The 21,175-nt window shown below is 35.7% G+C and carries 15 protein-coding genes; 11 read left to right on the forward strand and 4 right to left on the reverse strand.

Annotated features, from left to right (window positions below; translation table 11 throughout):
- Positions 1-130 precede the first annotated feature (130 nt).
- Together ACFIMA_RS04290 and prfB are read left to right on the forward strand one after the other, a co-directional pair.
- Complete coding sequence (locus tag ACFIMA_RS04290; RefSeq protein ID WP_375613444.1) at positions 131-2,596, forward strand: penicillin-binding protein 1A; 2,466 nt, start codon at positions 131-133, stop codon at positions 2,594-2,596.
- Positions 2,597-2,766: 170 nt separating this feature from the next.
- Positions 2,767-3,895, forward strand: a protein-coding gene (gene prfB, locus ACFIMA_RS04295; RefSeq protein ID WP_375613443.1) for a peptide chain release factor 2 whose coding sequence is annotated in 2 segments (ribosomal slippage) — positions 2,767-2,835 and positions 2,837-3,895 — 1,128 coding nt in all. Because the reading frame shifts where the segments join, the coding sequence is not laid out codon by codon here.
- A 338-nt stretch (positions 3,896-4,233) separates the two neighbouring features.
- Here prfB and ACFIMA_RS04300 read toward each other — a convergent pair.
- The 3 genes from ACFIMA_RS04300 to ACFIMA_RS04310 form a co-directional block, all read right to left on the reverse strand.
- Positions 4,234-4,719 (reverse strand): peroxiredoxin, encoded by a 486-nt coding sequence (locus ACFIMA_RS04300; RefSeq protein ID WP_375628092.1) that lies wholly within the window; start codon positions 4,717-4,719, stop codon positions 4,234-4,236.
- Between the two features lie 190 nt (positions 4,720-4,909).
- On the reverse strand, positions 4,910-6,163 hold the full coding sequence (gene tyrS, locus ACFIMA_RS04305; RefSeq protein WP_375638395.1) for a tyrosine--tRNA ligase: 1,254 nt from the start codon (positions 6,161-6,163) through the stop codon (positions 4,910-4,912).
- Positions 6,164-6,485: 322 nt separating this feature from the next.
- A complete protein-coding gene (locus ACFIMA_RS04310; protein ID WP_375613441.1) occupies positions 6,486-7,166 on the reverse strand; it encodes an alpha/beta hydrolase in 681 nt (226 codons plus the stop codon).
- A gap of 160 nt (positions 7,167-7,326) precedes the next feature.
- Here ACFIMA_RS04310 and ACFIMA_RS04315 point away from each other — a divergent pair, with 160 nt between their 5' ends.
- The 9 genes from ACFIMA_RS04315 to ACFIMA_RS04355 all read left to right on the forward strand — a co-directional run bounded on the left by ACFIMA_RS04315 (position 7,327) and on the right by ACFIMA_RS04355 (position 19,801).
- A complete protein-coding gene (locus ACFIMA_RS04315; RefSeq protein ID WP_375629814.1) occupies positions 7,327-8,502 on the forward strand; it encodes a cysteine desulfurase family protein in 1,176 nt (391 codons plus the stop codon).
- Positions 8,503-8,641: 139 nt separating this feature from the next.
- The gene (gene sufB / locus ACFIMA_RS04320) at positions 8,642-10,153 is read left to right on the forward strand and encodes a Fe-S cluster assembly protein SufB (RefSeq protein WP_375613439.1); all 1,512 of its coding nucleotides are present in this window, start codon (positions 8,642-8,644) and stop codon (positions 10,151-10,153) included.
- A gap of 159 nt (positions 10,154-10,312) precedes the next feature.
- Positions 10,313-11,068, forward strand: a complete 756-nt coding sequence (sufC, locus tag ACFIMA_RS04325; RefSeq protein WP_375618156.1) for a Fe-S cluster assembly ATPase SufC — start codon at positions 10,313-10,315, stop codon at positions 11,066-11,068.
- 11 nt (positions 11,069-11,079) lie between these two features.
- Entirely contained in the window at positions 11,080-12,342 is a 1,263-nt protein-coding gene (sufD, locus tag ACFIMA_RS04330) for a Fe-S cluster assembly protein SufD (protein ID WP_375611953.1), read from the forward strand.
- Positions 12,343-12,352: 10 nt separating this feature from the next.
- Complete coding sequence (locus ACFIMA_RS04335) at positions 12,353-13,597, forward strand: cysteine desulfurase (protein WP_375618154.1); 1,245 nt, start codon at positions 12,353-12,355, stop codon at positions 13,595-13,597.
- Entirely contained in the window at positions 13,590-13,991 is a 402-nt protein-coding gene (locus ACFIMA_RS04340; protein WP_273787976.1) for an SUF system Fe-S cluster assembly protein, read from the forward strand. Before ACFIMA_RS04335 ends, ACFIMA_RS04340 begins: the two co-directional genes overlap by 8 nt.
- 83 nt (positions 13,992-14,074) lie before the next feature.
- A complete protein-coding gene (locus ACFIMA_RS04345; RefSeq protein ID WP_375693139.1) occupies positions 14,075-15,715 on the forward strand; it encodes a site-specific DNA-methyltransferase in 1,641 nt (546 codons plus the stop codon).
- A 22-nt stretch (positions 15,716-15,737) separates the two neighbouring features.
- Positions 15,738-18,491 carry a DEAD/DEAH box helicase gene (locus ACFIMA_RS04350; RefSeq protein WP_375693138.1) on the forward strand — a complete coding sequence of 918 codons (2,754 nt, stop codon included), beginning with the start codon at positions 15,738-15,740 and terminating at the stop codon, positions 18,489-18,491.
- Positions 18,492-18,862: 371 nt separating this feature from the next.
- Positions 18,863-19,801, forward strand: coding sequence for a COG2958 family protein (locus tag ACFIMA_RS04355; protein WP_375611904.1), 939 nt, complete (start codon positions 18,863-18,865; stop codon positions 19,799-19,801).
- A gap of 547 nt (positions 19,802-20,348) precedes the next feature.
- Here the strand turns inward: ACFIMA_RS04355 and sodC are convergent.
- The gene (gene sodC / locus ACFIMA_RS04360) at positions 20,349-20,876 is read right to left on the reverse strand and encodes a superoxide dismutase [Cu-Zn] SodC (RefSeq protein WP_375632234.1); all 528 of its coding nucleotides are present in this window, start codon (positions 20,874-20,876) and stop codon (positions 20,349-20,351) included.
- Positions 20,877-21,175: the final 299 nt, after the last annotated feature.

The following is a 21,175-nucleotide window of genomic DNA, read 5'->3' on the forward strand; positions in this document are numbered from 1 at the left end:
GTACCCTGGTATAAATAAAAGATAGAAAACAATTTCTCTTGATCTCAATCTTGTGGTGATATCCACTTGGTGTGTTTGAAGTAACGTATTTTTTCTTTAATTAATTCTTAAGAAAGCGATAGCCGTTTTTATGATGATTTTTTTAAGATATCTTCTTCGTTTTTTTATTGCTATTGGACTTTATGGTGCAATAACGTGGGGTGTTATGACCAGTGGTCAAGCAAATGCACTCCCTGATTATGAAGTTCTTTCACTTTATGAGCCGCCGGTAATGACCCGTGTCCATGCTTCTGATGGCCGTCTTATGGCAGAGTTTGCAACAAAACATCGCCTCTATTTACCGATTCAATCAATACCAAAGCTTGTTATAAATGCTTTCATTTCAGCTGAAGACAAAAACTTTTATCATCATTTTGGTTTAGATCCTGAAGGACTTTCTCGAGCTTTGATCAATAATATTCGTAATATTGGTTCTGGAAGACGTCCAGAGGGGGCATCAACTATAACGCAACAAGTCGCTAAAAACTTCCTTTTAAGTTCAGAAACAACGTTAGAACGTAAATTTAAGGAAGCTATTTTAGCAATGCGTATTGAGAAAACTTATTCAAAAGATCATATTCTCGAACTTTATCTCAATGAAATTTATCTGGGTCGTGGCACTTATGGCATAGCTGCTGCTTCATTGACCTATTTCAATAAATCCGTCAATGACCTGACGCTAGAACAATGTGCTTATTTGGCTGCTCTTCCAAAAGGACCAGCAAATTATGATCCATTTAAGAATACACAACGTGCTATTGATCGGCGTAATTGGGTTATAGACCGGATGATTGCAAATGGATATGTAACGCGTGAACAAGGTGAAAAAGCGAAAGCTAAACCTTTAGGAGCGACAATACGTGGGAGTGATAGCTATGTTTTTGCGGCTGATTATTTTACTGAAGAAGTACGGCGTCGTTTAATACATCGCTATGGGGCTAAAACACTTTATGAAGGTGGGCTTTCCATTCGTACAACGCTTGATCCGCATTTACAACTTATTGCGCGACGTGCTTTGCACGATGGATTAATTAGATTTGATCATGCGCAAGGATGGCGTGGAGCTTATGCGCATATTGATGAGAAAGGTGATTGGGGGACAGAACTTGCAGATATCACAGGGCTAAGTGATGTTCCTGAATGGCGTTTAGCTGTTGTTCTTTCTACTAATCCCAACAAAGTAGAGATTGGTTTACAGCCACAGCGCGAAGCTTCAGGTATATTATCAAAAAAACGGGAAATTGCTGTTTTATCTGAAGCTGATTCAAAATGGGCACTCCATGTTGTAAAAGAGAATGGTTATCGAAAAACTGTTCAGAGCTTATCTCATGTTCTGCAAGTTGGGGATGTCATTTTTGTTGAAAAACTATCCAATACAAACAACACTTATCGTTTACAACAAATTCCAAAGGTTGAAGGTGCAATTGTTGCTATGGAACCTCATACAGGGCGCGTTCTTGCTATGGTGGGAGGATTTTCTTTTGCAGCATCTGAATTCAATCGTGCAACCCAAGCTTATCGCCAACCGGGGTCTGCTTTTAAGCCTTTTGTTTATGCAGCAGCTCTTGATAACGGATATACACCAGCATCCGTTGTTTTAGATGGCCCCATTGAAGTTCGTCAATATAATGGTGAAGTTTGGCAACCCAAAAATTATGGGGGTACCTTTGCAGGACCTTCAACGTTGCGTTATGGTATTGAGCGTTCTCGTAATCTTATGACAATACGGCTTGCCAATGATATGGGAATGCCTCTTGTCGCTGAATATGCAGAACGCTTTGGGATCGTAGATAAATTGCAGCCTTATCTTCCCATGGCTTTAGGGGCTGGCGAAACAACAGTATTACGAATGGTTACAGCTTATTCCGTTATTGCCAATGGCGGACGCTCTATTAAACCTTCTCTGATAGACAGAATTCAAGATCGTTATGGGAAGACAATTTATCGTCATGATGATCGTATTTGCGAAAATTGTAATACGAATTCATGGAATAATCAAAGTGAACCCACATTGATTGATGAGCGAGATCAAGTTCTTGACCCTATGACGGCTTATCAAATTACATCGATGATGGAAGGGGTTGTTCAGCGTGGTACTGCGGCACGTTTACGTTATCTTAATCGACATATTGCTGCTAAAACAGGAACAACCAATGACTCTAAGGATGTCTGGTTTATGGGATTTACTCCTGACATTGTCGTTGGTATTTTTGTCGGTTATGATCAACCAGCTCCGTTAGGATATAATGGAACAGGAAGTTCATTAGCTGCACCTATTTTTGGTGATTTTATGGCAGATGCTCTTAAAGGGAAGCCAGATGTTCCCTTTAAGATGCCAAAAGGTATGATTTTAATGCCAATTAATCGGAAAACAGGAATGCTTGCCGAAAGAGGAGATCAAGATGTCATTATAGAAGCATTTAAACCAGGGACTGGGCCTGCTGATATATATCAAGTTATTGGGAGTACAAATTCTTTTCAAGAAGGTGTTCCTGCAGTAACGACTTCTCCACAAGTCAACAAAGCACTTGAAAGTGGGACAGGTGGGCTGTATTAATCGACAAAATCTCCTTTTGCCATGAGTCATGGTTTTTATCTCTTTTTTACAATGTCGGTTCTATAAATAGAGTGATAGAACTGTACCATTTTCTGATAGCAGCTATTAAATTTGTATAAAATGCTAAGAGATACAAACAAAAAGAGTTTTTAAAAATACGGTGTTAAATTATGCGAGCAGAAATAGAAACATTAGTTGATGAAATCCAGAAAGCAATACAATTGCTAAGGGGGCATCTTTGACTGGGATCAATCACTAAAGCGTCTTGAATATCTTAATCAAAAAGCGGAAGATCCATCATTATGGGATGATGCACAACGAGCACAGGATATGATGCGTGAGCGTCAACGTCTTGATGATTCAATCAATGGTCTTTTATCATTTACAAAAACACTTGAAGAATGCATTGAGCTTATTGCGATGGGCGAAGAAGAAAGTGATGTGGAAATTATCGCTGATGCAGAAAGATCAATACGTAATCTTAAAAATGAGATAGATAAAAGGCAAATTGACGTACTTCTTTCAGGAGAGGCAGATCCGAATGATACCTATTTAGAAGTTCATGCTGGAGCAGGGGGAACAGAAAGCCAAGATTGGGCTTCTATGCTCTTACGTATGTATATGCGATGGGCTGAACAGCATGAAATGAAGGTTGAAATTTTAGAAATTCATGATGGAGAAGAAGCAGGAATAAAGTCAGCGACTATTCTTGTAAAAGGGCATAATGCTTATGGAATGTTAAAAACAGAATCAGGTGTTCATCGCTTAGTGCGGATTTCTCCATTTGATTCGAATGCAAAGCGCCATACCTCTTTTGCAAGCATTTGGGTTTATCCAGTTATTGATGACAATATTGAAGTTGATGTTTCAGAGGCAGATGTGCGTATTGATACATATCGTGCATCTGGAGCAGGAGGACAACATGTTAACACGACAGATTCTGCTGTTCGCATCACACATATAAAAACGGGTATTGTTGTTCAATGTCAAACAGAGCGTTCTCAACATAAAAATCGCGCTACGGCTTGGTCGATGTTGCGTGCACGGCTTTATGAAGAAGAGCTTAAAAAAAGAGAAGAAGAAACCAATGCTGCTGAATCTTCTAAAACAGAAATCGGATGGGGACATCAAATTAGATCTTATGTTCTTCAACCCTATCAGCTTGTCAAAGATTTGCGTACAGGAATTGAAAATACGGATCCACAATCCGTACTTAATGGTAATTTAGATGCATTTATAGAGGCAGCACTCGCACGGCGCATTTATGGAAAAGACAAAAAAATTGAGGATATTCGTTAATTACATATCCTTCCTTTAAGCCATGTAGATTTTTTCTTAAGCTGTTCGTTTTATGGATGCTGTGATGTTATATAGCCTTTGATACTTTAAAGGTTTAAAGGGGGATTTTCTTGTTCCTTTCTTCAACTTTTTCTCACACGCTAATTCTGCTTATGATATTGCAAGTGATAGGAAGAATCTGAAATCAGAAAATTTTGCGATATTCGGGGGACTAATATAAATGTAAAACAATTCATTATCCTTATAAATCAATATATTGTAAAAATTGAATCCGTTGAAAAACTAAAATCAATTAGGGAGAATAACTTTTGCTTTTGAAGGTAAATCAAACACTCAATTTACAAGTTACCATTATGATATAAAAGTGTTGCAGTAGCTAAAACATTTTCAGCATGCCCAGATACGCTTACTTTGCGCCATTCTTCTGCTATTATTCCATTTGCATCAATTAAAAAAGTGCTCCGTTCAACTCCCATATATTTGCGTCCATACATGCTTTTCTCAACCCAAACACCATAAGCTTCGAGGGTCGTTTTTTCTTCATCAGAAACCAAGATGACATCAAGTTCATGTTTTATTTTAAATTTATCATGTTTTTTTACATTATCTGGAGAGATTCCAATAACAGAAACACCGATTTCATCAAATTTCATCTTTAATTTTGTGAAATCAAGTGCTTCACTTGTGCAACCACTGGTGTCATCTTTTGGATAAAAATATAAAACAACAGGCTTTCCTTTAAAGTCAGAAAGACACACTGTCTCTCCTCCATCGCGCGGCAAAGTAAAATCAGGAGCAAGAGCACCTTTCATTGGTCTTGTCATTGTTTTCATCTTTCTTTTTTGTGTAACAGGTATAAAATATCAGAGTACACAGAAGAAAAGAACTATTCAACTCTCTAGAATTTTATCGTTTTGAAGAGACTTTTATTTCCCTAACAAAATTTGCCCTATCACAACGATTGAATTGAAAGAACAAGCTCGACGTGAACAACATAAACAAAACAGCAAAAGATTATACTGGTTTCATCACAACATGTTTTTTCTTACCAAAAGAAAGTTTAATGGTTCCTTCTGCACTGACATCCCTTTCAATAATAAGATGTGTTTCATCCTCAATAATTTGATCATTTACACGGACACCTCCACCTTGAACGTGTCGGCGTGCCTCACTATTCGATCTAGCGAGTCCTGCTTGTACTAAAAGAGTGAGCAATCCAACACCTTTTTTTAATTCTGAGGCATTAATTTCAACAGTTGGAAGATTTTCTCCCAGAGTTTTTTCTTCAAACGTCTTGCGAGCCGTTTCTGCTGCTGCATCAGCAAGAACACGTCCATGCAACATTGCTGTAATTTCTGTTGCAAGAATTTTTTTTGCTTCGTTAATTTCAGTTCCTTGTAATAGAGAAAGTTTAAGAATCTCATCCATCGGCAATGGAGTATAGAGCTTTAGAAATCGTGTTACATCAGCATCTTCTGTATTGCGCCAGTATTGCCAAAATTGATAAGGTGAAAGTTTATCCGCATTTAGCCATACAGCCCCATTCAATGATTTACCCATTTTGGCACCGGAAGAGGTTGTCAGCAATGGTGATGTTAACGCATATAATTGCGGTGTTCCTAAACGATGTCCTAATTCGATTCCGTTAATAATGTTGCCCCACTGATCAGAGCCCCCCATTTGCATACGCAACCCATAACGTTTATAAAGTTCAACAAAGTCATAAGCTTGCAGAATCATATAATTAAACTCTAAGAATGACAAAGAGTGCTCACGCTCAAGTCTGAGTCTGACAGAATCAAATGACAACATACGGTTGACAGAAAAATGCTTTCCTACATCACGCAAAAATTCTAAGTAGTTTAAATTGCATAACCATTCAGCATTATTCACAATACAAGCATCGGTTTCTCGGTCACCGAATGTCAAATAGTTAGCAAATACCTTTTTAATACCATCAATATTTGCAGCAATATCATCTTGTGTCAGAAGGCGTCGCGCTTCGTCTTTGAAAGAAGGATCACCAATCAATCCGGTTCCTCCACCCATTAAAGCAATGGGGCGATGACCCGTTTTTTGTAACCAATAAAGCATCATAATCTGAAGAAGACTTCCAGCATGTAAACTCGATGCTGTTGGGTCAAATCCAGTATAAGCGCTTACAGTTTCTTTTGAAAAAAGATCATCTAAGCCTTTTTCATCTGAAATTTGGTGGATAAAACCACGTTCGCTCATAATGTGTAAAAAATCAGATTTAAAGGCAAACACAGATTTAATTTCCTAATTTAAGAGTGCATTTATTGTATATAATAGGCGATTATATAACGAATTATTAATGCGTTATCTATCATAACTGACGCACACCTCACAAGAGAAAGAGACATATTGGTAGTATAAAGATAATAATACAGGTATTATTTCCTTTTTACGCTAAAAAAGAAACTTCTTAGTAATAGAAAAAAGGTGTTCTGTTATTCTCATTTCTATCCTGAAATAAAATTTAGAAAAATTTTAAATGCAGACTAAAAAAATTACTTTGTTATGATCAGAGACGATTTTTGCTAATTTTTTATAAATCTATCGTATTTTCCTAAGTTAGTGAAAGTATTTCAGGAGGAGGAGCGAGAAGTTCATTGGAGATATGGTTATCCAAATAGTGGGCACATCGTTCAATAAGTTTTTCATGACATCCACTGAAAAAGTGATTAGCCTCTTCCAATATTTCTTGTGTAATGATGATACCTTTTTGTGTTTTTAATTTATCGACAAGTATTTGAACATCTTTTGGAGGGGCAACTTTATCGATACCGCCATGAATGATAAGTCCAGAAGAGGGACAAGGTGCAAGAAATGAAAAGTCATAAACATTAGGCTGAGGGGCAACTGAGATAAATCCCTCAATTTCCGGTCGGCGCATTAAAAGCTGCATACCAATCCATGCTCCAAATGAGTATCCTGCTACCCAACAATTTTTAGAGTCTGGATGTTGTGTTTGAACCCAATCGAGAGCAGCAGCAGCATCTGAAAGTTCTCCTATTCCATAATCAAATTCACCCTGACTACGACCAATACCACGAAAGTTAAAACGTAAAGTTGTAAAGCCACGTTGTTGGAACATATAAAAAAGGTCATAGACAATTTTATGATTCATAGTTCCACCAAATTGGGGATGAGGATGCAAGATGATCGCAATGGGTGCATTTTTTTGTTGTGAAGGTTGATAACGCCCTTCGAGCCGACCCGCAGGACCGTTAAAAATAATTTCTGGCATAAAATGCTCCTTAATGCAATAAAAGGCTCTCTTTGACCCTGGTCGACTTTTACCATAGAATCTCTTAAATAATTATTAGATATTCTTTTTTTAGTGCACTTTTCAAGAAAATTGCGCTATTTTTTTAATCAATTCATAAGATTAATGATTGCGATGTAAAATGGTTATAAAACGCCGATATTTTGATCATAACGCAACAACACCACTCAAAAAAGTGGCACGGATAGCGTTACTGGAATCTTTAGAGATATTTGGTAATCCATCATCGGTTCATAAGGAAGGGCGTGCCGCTAAAACTTTGTTGCAAAAGGCCCGTCGGCAAATCGCTGAAAATCTTAAAACAGATCCAGATCACGTGGTATTTACCTCTGGTGCGAGTGAAGCCGCAATGACTTTGTTAACACCTTTTTACAATATGGGGAAAGCAAAAGTTAAATTTTCTCATCTTTACCTTGGAGCGACTGAACATCCCTCTGTTGCAGAGGGAGGACGTTTTTCTAAAGAATTGATAAGCGTCATTGATGTTGATCAAGATGGGCTCATACAACAAGATAAATTAACATCACTCTTAACGGTTCACGATAAAACAAAAGGTTTACCTCTTGTTGCTATTCAAGCTGCAAATAGTGAAACGGGTGTTATTCAACCGTTAACAGAAATCGCCGCTATTGTTCGGGATTTAGGAGGCACTCTTATAGTTGATTTGACACAATATGTAGATAAAAATTTTGTGGATATTCATCAGCTAGGAGGAGACTTTTTTATACTGTCTGCACATAAAGTTGGCGGTCCTAAAGGAATCGGTGCTTTTGTTTCATGTGGTAATCTTCTCATGCCACACCCTCTTATTATTGGGGGAGGACAAGAAAAAGGTCTCCGTGGAGGAACAGAAGCATTGCCCCTTATTGCTGCTTTTGGGGCAGCAATGACTGATTGCTTCACACAGGAGGAAATAAAACAGTTAATATATTTACGCAATAAATTAGAAGCTGGACTACAAAAAATAAGTAAAAATGTTGAGATTTTTGGCAAAAGAGTTCAACGTTTGCCAAATACAACTTACTTTACCGTGAAAAATATAAAAGCTGAAACGATGCAAATTGCTTTTGATTTAGAAGGGTTTTCTTTATCATCCGGCTCTGCCTGTTCTTCGGGAAAAGTAAAACAAAGCAAAGTGTTGGAGGCAATGGGGTATCATGTTCCAAATGGTGCCATTCGCATTTCGCTAGGACGTGGCACAACTTCTGAAGATATCGATGATTTTCTGTCGTTTTTTTCTCAAATTATAAGCAGGAAAAAAGGGGAAGATTTATCATCAGAAAGTTATAAAAATTAGAATTATTTTAAAAATAAAATAAGTTTGATTGAAATTTTTGCACTTTACCTATAGCCTAGGAGATAACTTGCTTACTTTAATCTTGTAAAAAACAAGACTTTAGTTACCGGTTTTTGACGCCAAAAAATGGAGAAAATTTATGCCGGCAGTACAAGAAACGATACGCCAAGTACGTGAAATAGATGTTGACCAATATAAATATGGTTTTGAAACCAATATTGAAACCGATAAAGCTCCAAAAGGCTTAAATGAGGATATTATCAAATTTATTTCCGCTAAAAAAAATGAGCCTGAATGGATGCTAACATGGCGCTTAAAAGCTTACCGCCGTTGGCTGACAATGCAAGAGCCTCATTGGGCGCGTCTTGAATATCCTAAAATTGATTTTCAGGAGCTTTATTATTATGCTGCTCCAAAAAATCATACAGGACCAAAATCTTTGGATGAAGTGGATCCTGAGTTATTAGCAACGTACGAAAAACTTGGCATTCCCCTTAAAGAACAAGAGATTTTGGCAGGAGTAAGAAAACAGTCTGATCCCTCCACTTTTGATGACAGTATGTCTGTATCGGGGCAGGTGGCTGTTGATGCAGTCTTTGATTCTGTTTCTGTTGTAACAACATTCAAAAAAGAGCTGGCACGTGCTGGTGTGATTTTTTGTTCTATTTCAGAGGCGATTATTGAACATTCTGAGCTTATTAAAGAATATTTAGGAACAGTTGTACCTATAAGTGATAATTATTATGCGGCCTTAAATGCAGCTGTCTTTACAGATGGTTCATTTGTTTATATTCCTAAAGGGGTTCGTTGTCCTATGGAGCTTTCAACTTATTTTAGGATTAATGAACGCAACACTGGCCAATTTGAACGAACATTGATTATCGCCGCTGAAGATTCCTATGTTTCTTATCTTGAAGGGTGTACAGCACCCCAACGTGATGAAAACCAACTTCATGCTGCTGTTGTTGAGCTTATTGCCCTTGAAAATGCAGAGATTAAATATTCTACAGTACAAAACTGGTATCCTGGCGATAAAGATGGAAAGGGCGGTATTTATAATTTTGTGACGAAGCGTGGAGATTGTCGAGGTGATAGCTCTAAAATTTCATGGACACAAGTTGAAACCGGTTCTGCAATTACTTGGAAATATCCATCCTGCTTACTCCGTGGTAATAATGCGCGTGGAGAATTTTATTCTATCGCTGTTGCAAACGGTTATCAACAAATTGATTCTGGTACAAAAATGATTCATTTGGGAAAAAATACTTCCAGTCGCATTATTTCCAAAGGTATTTCTGCAGGTTTTTCAAATAACACGTATCGAGGACAAGTCACAGCGCATCGAAAAGCACAAAATGCGCGTAACTTTACGCAATGTGATAGTTTGTTAATCGGGAATGATTGTGGTGCGCATACAGTTCCTTATATTGAAGCAAAAAATGCAACAGCTCAGTTTGAACATGAAGCCACAACATCAAAAATTTCTGATGACCAACTTTTTTATGTTATGCAAAGAGGAATTCCCGAAGAAGAAGCTATCGCATTAATTGTAAATGGTTTTGTAAAAGAGGTCATTCAAAAACTTCCCATGGAATTTGCTGTCGAAGCACAAAAGCTTATTAGTATTAGCCTTGAAGGTAGTGTTGGATAATTTTATTTAATGAGATAAATAGAAGACTTTATGTAAAAAGGCTGTAACGGTAGCACATAATGCTAAAAATGACCTCTATGGTAATTACAAAAGTAGATGGATGCTAAGGTAAAATAATACGCATTGATATCTGAAAAACAGCCAAAACAGGATTAAATTATGTTAGAGATCAAAAATTTGCACGCCCGTATTGCTGAAACCGATACAGAAATTATTCGTGGTTTAAACTTGACAGTTCAAGATGGAGAAGTTGCCGCTATCATGGGACAAAATGGAGCCGGAAAATCAACTTTATCTTATTTGCTTGCTGGTCGTGATGATTATGAAATAACAGAAGGAGATATTCTCTATAATGGACAATCACTTTTAGAAATGGATCCAGCAGAACGTGCTGCATATGGTGTTTTTCTTGCATTTCAATATCCAATGGAAATACCAGGGGTAGCAACAATGGAATTTTTAAAAGTTGCGATGAATTCTCAACGCAAAGCGCGAGGTGACGAAGAACTTAAAATTCCTGAATTTATAAAATGTGTTAAAGAAGTTTCAGCCAAACTTGAAATAGATATGGATATGCTAAAGCGTCCATTAAATGTAGGTTTTTCAGGTGGAGAAAAAAAACGCGCTGAAATTTTACAAATGGCACTTCTTGAACCTACACTTTGCATTTTAGATGAAACGGATTCTGGCTTAGATATTGATGCACTAAAAATTGTTGCAGATGGTGTTAATAAACTTCGGGATTCAAAACGTTCATTTTTGGTGATTACCCATTATCAACGGCTGCTTAATTATATTATTCCTGATACGGTACATGTTCTTTATAAAGGACAAATTATCAAAAGCGGTGATAAATCCTTAGCGCTTTATTTAGAGCAAAATGGGTATGCTGATCTTATTAGGGAAGCGGTTTGAGGTTATTAAATATGAATGCACAGCAAAACTTGTTAGCGGTTGAAGAAAATATACTCAGTAATTTCAATCAGTATGTAAACCACTTACCTGGTGATAAAGCTGTACAGGAAATCCGCAAGAAAACTATTGAGCAGTTTCAAACGACACGGCTTCCTTCCCGTAAAATCGAAAGTTGGCATTATACCAATCTGCGTACCTTACTGAAGTCTATTAGCAATTTTTCAAAAGTTCAAGACAATCAATTGGTTGATGCATTGCTTTCAGAAAGTGCTGTTTTCTCCATAAACAATGGAAAAACATCGATAGAGTCAAAGGTAGACAACATTGCAGTAAAACGCCTTTCAGACGCATTAGAAGATAATTCTGTACAGATAAATCAAAACATTTCTGATGAAGATTTTATTGGACAGTTAAATACAGCTTTTGTTACAGATGGTTGGCTTTTTCACATCCCTGAAAATACAAAGTTAAATATCCCCATTGAATTACAAAATATACAAATGGGGGGACAATCTCATATTTTTTCGGATATAAAAGTTGATAAAAATAGTCAAGTTATGTTTATTGAACATCAGGTTGGCAATGATAAAGATACCTTTGTCAGTTCAATATTTTCATTAAATGTTGCTGCTGATAGTGATGTTACGTGGATTCTCATTCGCAATCGTGATTTTAATTCTACACAATTTGGTCGATTTTGTGCTGTTCTTGATCAAAGAGCGAAGTTATCACTTTATGTCATTAATATAGGGAGTCAATTAAATCGCCAAGAAATCGATATTGAATTACAGGGAGAAGAATCTGATTTTCAATTACGCGTCATAAATTTATTATCAGGACAAACACATAGTGATCTTACAATGACTGTTCGTCACGTGGAAGAAAAATCAACATCAACCGAAATTATACGCAATGTGGTTACAGATAAGGCTGTTGGTGTTTTCCAAGGAATAATACGTGTTTCTCAAAAAGCGCAAAAAACAGATGCACGCATGGCTTGTAATAGCCTTATTCTTTCAGATGATGCAGAATTTAATGCAAAGCCTGAACTGGAGATTTTTGCTGATGATGTTGCATGTGGTCATGGTGCAACAGTTGCTAATATTAATCATGATTATCTTTTTTATCTTATGACACGTGGTATCCCTTTTAAAACGGCTCGTGCGCTTTTGATTAAAGGATTTATCTCTGAGCTCATTGATGACATCAAGCAAGATAATATTCAAATCGTTTTGGAGAATATCATTAGTAAATGGCTTGAAAAAAATGTTTAAGGTAGAAAAAATGGAAAATAACGTACAAACATTTACTTATAATGTCGAAGAAATTCGGCGTGATTTTCCTATTTTGCACCATCAAGTTTATGGAAAGCGATTAGCATATCTTGATAGTAGTGCTTCTGCCCAAAAACCAATGTCAGTACTCAATGCAATGAATAATTATTATCACTATAGTTATGCTAATGTGCATAGGGGAATGTATTTTTTAGCCAATATAGCAACACAATCCTATGAAAATTCTCGTGAAACCGTTCGTGTTTTTCTAAATGCTCAAAAAGCTGAAGAAATTGTTTTTACGAAAAATGCAACAGAAGCTATTAATACTGTTGCTTATGGTTGGGCGATGCCAAAACTCAAAGAAGGTGATGAGATTGTTCTAACGATCATGGAACATCATTCAAATATTATTCCTTGGCATTTTCTCCGTGAACAAAAAGGTGTAAAACTTATTTTTGTTCCTGTCGATGAAAATGGTGTTCTGCACATTGAAGATTTCCAAAAGGCTTTAAGCGAAAAAACGCGGCTTGTTGCTATAACGCATATGTCCAATATATTAGGAACGGTGCCTCCTGTTAAAGAGATTATTAAACTAGCACATCAAAATTCTATTCCGGTTCTTGTTGATGGTTCTCAAGGAGCAGTACATTTAACCGTTGATGTGCAAGATCTCGATTGTGATTGGTATGTCTTTACAGGTCATAAGCTTTATGGACCCACTGGTATTGGTGTTTTGTATGGTAAAGAAGATAGATTAGAAGAAATGCGTCCTTTTCAAGGGGGAGGGGAAATGATCGAGGAGGTAACAACCGATAAGGTTTTTTATAATGCTCCTCCTTACCGTTTTGAAGCAGGCACTCCTCCTATCGTTGAAGCTATTGGATTAACTGCGGCTATTGATTATATACAAGAGAAAGGTCGTAGCACGATTCATGCCCATGAGAGGTCCCTTTTAGCTTATGCGCAGGAAAAACTTAAAATGGTTGAGTCATTGCGTATTTATGGTCATTCTCCCAATAAAGGAGCTATTATATCATTTACAATTGAAGGGATTCACGCCCATGATATCGCTATGTTTATTGATAGAAAAGGGGTTGCGATACGTGCGGGAACTCATTGTGCACAGCCTTTATTACAGCGCTTTGGTCTAACATCTATTTGCCGCGCATCGTTAGCCATGTATAACACTCAAGAGGATATAGATCAATTAGTAGAAGCATTACAAGAAACAAGGACATTTTTTAATGGCTGAATCAATTGAAGAGCGTCATTCTACAGAATCCGTTGAAACTGTAAGCGAAAATAAAAAATCTTACATATCAGCAATTCCAGCAGACGAAATTGATCGTATGACAAATGATATTATTGCTGCTCTTAAAACAGTTTATGACCCAGAGATTCCTGCTGATATTTATGAGCTAGGATTGATTTATCGTATTGATATTGAAGATGATCGTTCAGTAAAAATTGAAATGACTCTTACAGCACCGGGATGTCCTGTTGCAGGTGAAATGCCGGGGTGGGTAGAAAATGCAGTCAGTGCAGTTGAAGGGGTTTCGTATGTTGAAGTCACTATGACTTTTGATCCACCATGGACACCTGATTGTATGTCAGAAGAAGCTCAAATTGCTGTCGGATGGTACTAAAAGTATTGTTAAGAGACTCTAATTTAGCCATTCATGAATAAGCTGTTTACTTTTCATAAGCGTTTAAATTTAAGGACGATCGCATGAGTTATAATAAACAAAAACTAGAACTCACTTGGATTGGAAAAGAAAAACGCCCAAAACTAGAGCCTCGTATTTTATTGGAAGATCTTGAAAAATCTTATCACGCTCCGCAGCAAGTATCTACCCAAGATATTTTTGATAATAAACTCATTTTTGGTGATAATTTACTCGCACTCAAGGCACTTGAGCAAGAATATACGGGAAAGGTAAAATGTATCTATATCGATCCACCTTATAATACAGGCAATGCCTTTGAACATTATGAAGATGGTTTGGAGCATTCCCTATGGCTAAGCCTTATGAGAGACAGGCTAGAATTGTTACATCATTTACTGGCGGATGATGGAAGTATCTGGATATCAATTGATGATGATGAACAAGCCTATCTTAAAGTGATGATGGATGAAATTTTTGGTCGCCAAAATTTCATCAACAATATTATTTGGCAAAAGAAATATGCTCCACAAAATGATACAAAATGGCTTTCTGATAATCATGATTTTATAATGGTTTATGCCAAAGACAAAACGATTTGGCGCCCTCAATTGCTTCCTCGTTCAAACGATATGGATGCGCGCTATAAAAATCCTGATAATGATCCTCGCGGTCCTTGGAAATCTGGAGATTTATCTGTAAAAAGAGTAACACCTAAGGATATTTATGAAATCATCACACCTTCTGGACGCAAGGTAATGCCTCCTAATGGTAGAAGTTGGGCTATGAATAAAAAAAAATTCTTTGAATTATTGAATGATAATCGTGTTTGGTTTGGTCCAACAGGAAGTAATGTTCCTTCTATGAAACGTTTTTTATCAGAGGTAAAAAATGGTATGGTTTCAATGACCATTTGGCCTTATCAGGAAGTTGGCCATAATCAAGATGCAAAAAAAGAAGCCAAAGTCTTCAATTCTGATAGTGTCTTTACAACTCCTAAACCGGAACGTTTAATGGAACGCATTATTCAACTTGCCACTAATCCCGGTGATCTTGTACTGGATTCTTTTGCTGGTTCTGGCACAACCGGTGCTGTTGCCCATAAAATGGGAAGGAAGTGGATTATGATTGAACTTGGTGAGCATTGTCACACCCACATTATCCCTCGTTTAAAACAAGTCATTGATGGAACTGATCAAGGGGGAATTTCCAAAAGTGTCAATTGGCAAGGTGGCGGTGGATTCCGTTATTATCGCCTTGCACCTTCCCTGTTGCAAAAAGATCCATGGGGACAATGGATTATTAGTCGCGAATATAATGCTGCCATGCTATCAGAAGCCATGTGCAAACATATGGGATTTACCTACGCACCTGATGAAAATCATTATTGGATGCAAGGGTATTCAACCGAAACAGATTATATTTATGTCACAACGAGCGCCATGACCCATGAACAACTCTGTATAATGAGTGAAGAGGTAGGCTCTCATCGCACGTTGCTGATTTGTGGTACAGCCTTTGATACAAAATCAGCATCCTTTGAAAATCTGACACTCACTAAAATCCCCCGTGCAATATTAGAAAAATGCGAATGGGGAAGGGACGATTACAGTTTAAATGTAGCCAATCTTGAACCAGTGATTGTGGTAAAAGAAAACAGCAAAAATAAAGATATTGCGCAAGCAGAATTAGATCTATTTGAATAATATATAAAAAGCGGAGTTTTTCATGAACACTGTTGAAAAAAGGATTTCTGCTCGCTTATCGTTGCGTGATCCTCAACGTGAATCTTTAAATATTTTGGTAAAAATCTTAGAAAATATAGAGCTTTCTAAAAATGCTGATTTGGTTGCAGAGTTAGAAGTGATAAAAAATCTTTATCCTTCTGTACAAGATTTTGAACGAAACTTTCCCTCTTTTTGTTTTGCCTTAGCAACGGGTGTTGGGAAAACGCGACTTATGGGGGCTTTTATCAGCTATCTTTATTTAACAGGTCGTAGTCGCCATTTTTTTGTTTTAGCGCCAAATTTGACTATTTATGAAAAGTTAAAACAGGATTTTAGTCCCCAAAGTCCGAAGTATGTTTTCAGTGGAATGAGTGAATTTATTGCCAATAGACCCGTTATTATTACAGGTGAAGATTATGAAAGTGGTAAAGGTATTCGCGTTGATGAACACCATATTCAAGGACAAAAGCGTTTGTTTGAGAATAGAGATACGGCCTTTATCAATATTTTTAATATTTCTAAAATTAATACAACGGATAATAAAAAAGGCGCACTAAAATCTAGTATTCCGCGAATTAAACGCTTACAAGAAACGATTGGTGAAAGTTATTTTGATTATCTCGCAAATCTTCCTGATTTAGTTTTGTTAATGGATGAAGCACATCGTTATCGAGCTTCTGCTGGTGCGGCAGCAATTAATGAGTTAAAACCTGTTTTAGGAATAGAGCTTACAGCGACACCAAAAACAATAGGTGCAAAACCCGTAGATTTTAAAAATGTTGTCTATAGTTATTCACTTGCAGAGGCTATGAGAGATGGTTTTGTAAAAGAGCCTGCTGTTGCTACACGTAAAGATTTTCAACCTCAAAATTATACATCTGAACAATTAGAACATATCAAATTACAAGATGCAATTCATGCCCATGAAAACGTGAAAGCTGATTTAATTGTCTATGCAAAAGATTATAACAAAAAGTTCGTTAAGCCTTTTATTTTAGTTGTCGCTCATGATACAAATCATGCACAGAAATTGCGTGATTTATTGGAATCAGATGATTTTTTTGCAGGAGCTTATAAGGGAAAAGTTATAGAGATTCATACAAAACAGTCGAATATAGAAGAAGATCAAAATATTCAAAAGCTGATTGCAATTGAAGATTCTCATGACCCAACAGAAATTGTTATTCACGTTAATAAATTAAAGGAGGGGTGGGATGTTACGAATCTCTATACTATTGTACCGTTGCGTGCATCGGCTTCAGAAATTTTAACAGAGCAAACAATTGGGCGTGGATTGCGTTTGCCTTATGGGTATAGAACAGGCGTGGAAGCTATTGATCGTTTAACAATTATTGCGCATGATCGTTTTCAAGATATTATTGATCGTGCAAACGATCCAAACTCAATTATAAAAAAGCATATTGAGATTGGAACAGGAGGGAATATCCCCTTTGAAAAGACCGATATAGTGACAGTTCCAAGTCAAGTAGAAGCTTTATTGATGCAAACGATGGTAATACGTAATTCCGATATAAATGGAGCATCTTCTGATTTACAAGGTATCATATTACGTCATACAGATTCCCCTACATTAACACCTGAAGAGCAAGATATTGCAGCGATCGCGTGGGATCTTATCAAAGAGAATGATAAATTGCCAAGTTCTCAAATGCTTTGTTCTGCACAGATACAAGAAAAAATTGCTAATAAAGTTATGAATATTAAGCCTTCATCACAAAAGTCTCTTGTATCAAAAGTGGTGACAATTCTGACAAAACAATTAACAGAACTGATAATAGATATTCCAAATATTATACTCATTCCTTCGCGTGATGTTACTTATGGTTTTTATGATTTTGATTTGGAAAATTTAGAAAACTTAAATTTTCAACCTGTTAGTAAAGAACTTTTAATTCGAGAATTGCGTACCCATAAAAGCATTTTTCTCACATCTAAGAATGAATATGTCAAAGAGCCTTATCTTGAAAACTACATCATTCGTGGTTTGATTGATAATGACTTTGTCGATTATGATAACCATACGCTCTTATTACGAAAATTAGCTAGTCAGATAGTAGAACATTTCCGATCTTATTTACCCAATGATACAGCTGTTGAGAACGTATTAATTCACTATCAGCACAAGCTTACTAGTTTTATTGTTGCGCAATTAAGAGAACATCAATGGGAAACGCAAAAAGATTATGCGGTTAAAGTTACACGAGGTTTTACAATTTTACAACCTATCCATTATGTGTTGCCGCAAGGGACGTCTCCTCTTGATTTTCGTAATATTCCTGCCATTAAAAGCGATATTAAAAAACTTGTATTCAGCGGCTTTAGAAAATGCTGTTATCCTTTACAAAAGTTTGATTCAGTAGAAGGGGAATTACGATTTGCCCAAATATTAGAGGATGATGCAAAAGTATTGAAATGGATGAAACCCGCTCGAGGTTTTTTCAGAATAGAATATGATAAAGGATCAATCTATGAACCAGACTTTGTTGTAGAAACGAAGGATGCCAAATATCTTTGTGAGCCTAAAAAAGCCTCTGAAATGCAAAATCCTATTGTTTTAAAAAAGAGAGAAGCTGCAGTTCAATGGTGTTGTCATGCAACGCGCTATGCGGCAACTTATGGCGATAAAAAATGGTATTATGTTCTTATTCCCCATGATGCTATTAAAGCAAATAGTAGTTTTGAAGGTTTGTGTGCAGAGTTTACCATTTCAGAATCTATACTTGAGAGCTCATAACTTTTTGCTTCAAAAATAAAACACATAAGTTTTTTTAATTGACGGGTGTGAGGTTCAATCAAATATTTGAATAATTATTTTAACTTTTTTCTAACGACGTTAAAAGAAAAATGTATAGAAAAGTTATACAAGATTATGCTTTTGTATGGGGATTTGTAGCACATTTACAATTTTTTATAAAAGTACAATCTTATTTTCGTTATGTGAAAAGATCTTTGAGTTATAGTTATAAATTAAAAAAAATATTTTAATTTTATTGAGTAATTTGATAAATGTTCTTTTTTTAAAAAACTTAAACAGTTTATTGTTCTTTCATTTAAAACGCCTGAATATAATGAAATACCCAGAGGATAAAAGGGGGAGTTTTTCATATGACTTTAAATTTAACAAACACTGTTTTTAATTTTTTAAAGAAAAACCCGACAAAAAAGTTTACAGCTCGAGAAATTGCTCAATGGATATTTGAAAATTACCCAGAAAAATGCCGTCAAAAACAAAAGAATTCAACGGCAATAATCACTCCCCTTAATAGTGATGCAGCTCTTATTCAGCAAATTGTTGCTGAAATAGGGGCAAAACGCCCTCAGTTACAAAAGCGTTATTCAGAAATTAAAACCACTGAAGGACGACCGCGACAATATTATTTTACTGAACAAACAGATAGTGCTGAAATTGATACAATAGAGGACAATGCAAAGAGTAGAACAGAAGATGGCTCTGTTAAAGAGCATGATCTTTATCCATTATTATCTAAATTTTTATGGTCAGAGCTTGCAGTTTATAGCAAGCGCATTAATGAGAAATGTTCTCGTAATAAACATGGTGCAGGCGGAAATAAATGGCTTTATCCAGATCTCGTAGGGATGCAAGATTTAAGCAAGGAATGGAATCGTGAAATCAAAGACTGTGTTTTGCAATATTTTGATAAAAAGACAAAGCTTTGGTCTTTTGAAGTAAAAATTCTCATCAATCGTTCAAATTTACGAAAAGCATTTTTTCAAACAGTTAGTAATTCTTCATGGGCTAATTTGAGTTATTTAGTTGCTAGTGAAATTGAAGGAGTTGATACATTAAAAGAGCTTCGGATGCTTTCAAGTTTGCATGGAATTGGATTTATAAGACTTAATAAGGAAAACTCTTCCGAGAGTGAAATCTTAATTCCTGCCAAAGAACGTAGTGATATTGATTGGGATACTGCTAATAGATTAGTGGAGGAAAACAAAGATTTTCTTGATTATATTAAGCTCATTCGTCAATTTTATCAAACTGGTGAGATGCGTCCACTAGATTGGGATCGTATGTATCTATGAGGAGTATTTTTAAAAAGACTCTATTATTTAAAAGCCTTTTTTCAGAGTGATGAAAAATTACTCTAATTATTTTGTTTGACTTATTATATTGATATTGTATCAATTAAAATTTTTCTCACGTACCTCATGAGTAGGGTTGAGTAGGGGAAGAGTAAAAATTCTGTTTTAGGCCTGTTATATTTTGTGCATTGAGCGTGATTCCATTAGATACTAGACTTAATGATTATAATTTATTATAAATTTTTTATTATAGAGAGTGAAATTCGACTTTTTTGCTTTTTTACATCAAGCATGGAAAATATTACTTCCTCATATTGAAGTCTTCTTACGGAGAATTTACACTACTATTTCTTTAATTTCCATTGCTGTTCGTTTTGATGATTATTAAGCTTTTTGTTATCCGAACTAAACATTCAAAAAAACATTAATTTTATAAAATATTCACACAGTTTACTCAATTTCTTGAAATAGATTTAAAAAATAAATTTCTCTCACACCTTATGGGTAAAGGGAGTGTGTACTGTCGCAGTCTGCCACAATACACTCTTTATTTTTCAATAATACCGCACGCTAAACGTGCACCACCTCCGCCAAGCGGTAATGGTTTATCTGATTGATTATCAGCCCCTAAATGAATGACTAAAGAGCGCCCTTTAATTTCAGAGATTTTTTTTAATCGTGGAGCAAGAACGCTCATTATGGCATATCCCTGCTTATCAACATAAAGTGCTGGTAAATCACCAAGATGACCATTGACATTATAAGGTCCTAAATGTTTTCCGGTATGTTCCGGATCATAATGTCCACCTGCGCTTCCACCAATTATGCCATCTTTTGTATCACATGAAGGATTTACATGTACATGAAAACCATGCATTCCTTCTGATAAAGTAGATAAATTAGGGATGAAAATCAAACCGTATGTGGTTTCTTCAATTTTAATGCTACCAATAGCCTTTTTGGAATTGTTATATTCTAATTTATAAATATTTACTTGTTTTGATAGTGCTAATGCAGAATTTTTATGAATTAAAAATGCCATAAAAAACAATAATGATAATAATATTTTTTTCATAAAATACCTTTATACTTATATTTTAATATATTGTTGTCTATAAATAACAATCTATATTAATGATATATTATATAAATGTCTTAAATTTAACTTTAAGAAAAATAATTTACATAGAAATATTCTGTTATTAGAAAGAGCAAATAAATTAAAGTGTGTTTATATATATTTCTGAACATAACTTTTATTTTTTGATCTATAAAAAATACAGCTTTTATGGATGGATAATTATATCTCACTTACATTTCTTCAAGAGATGCTTTTAAAAAATCTACTTTTTGAGGTATAATAAGAAATTAAAT

The organism is Bartonella sp. AP88HLJMH, assembly GCF_042195605.1.
Lineage (GTDB): Bacteria > Pseudomonadota > Alphaproteobacteria > Rhizobiales > Rhizobiaceae > Bartonella.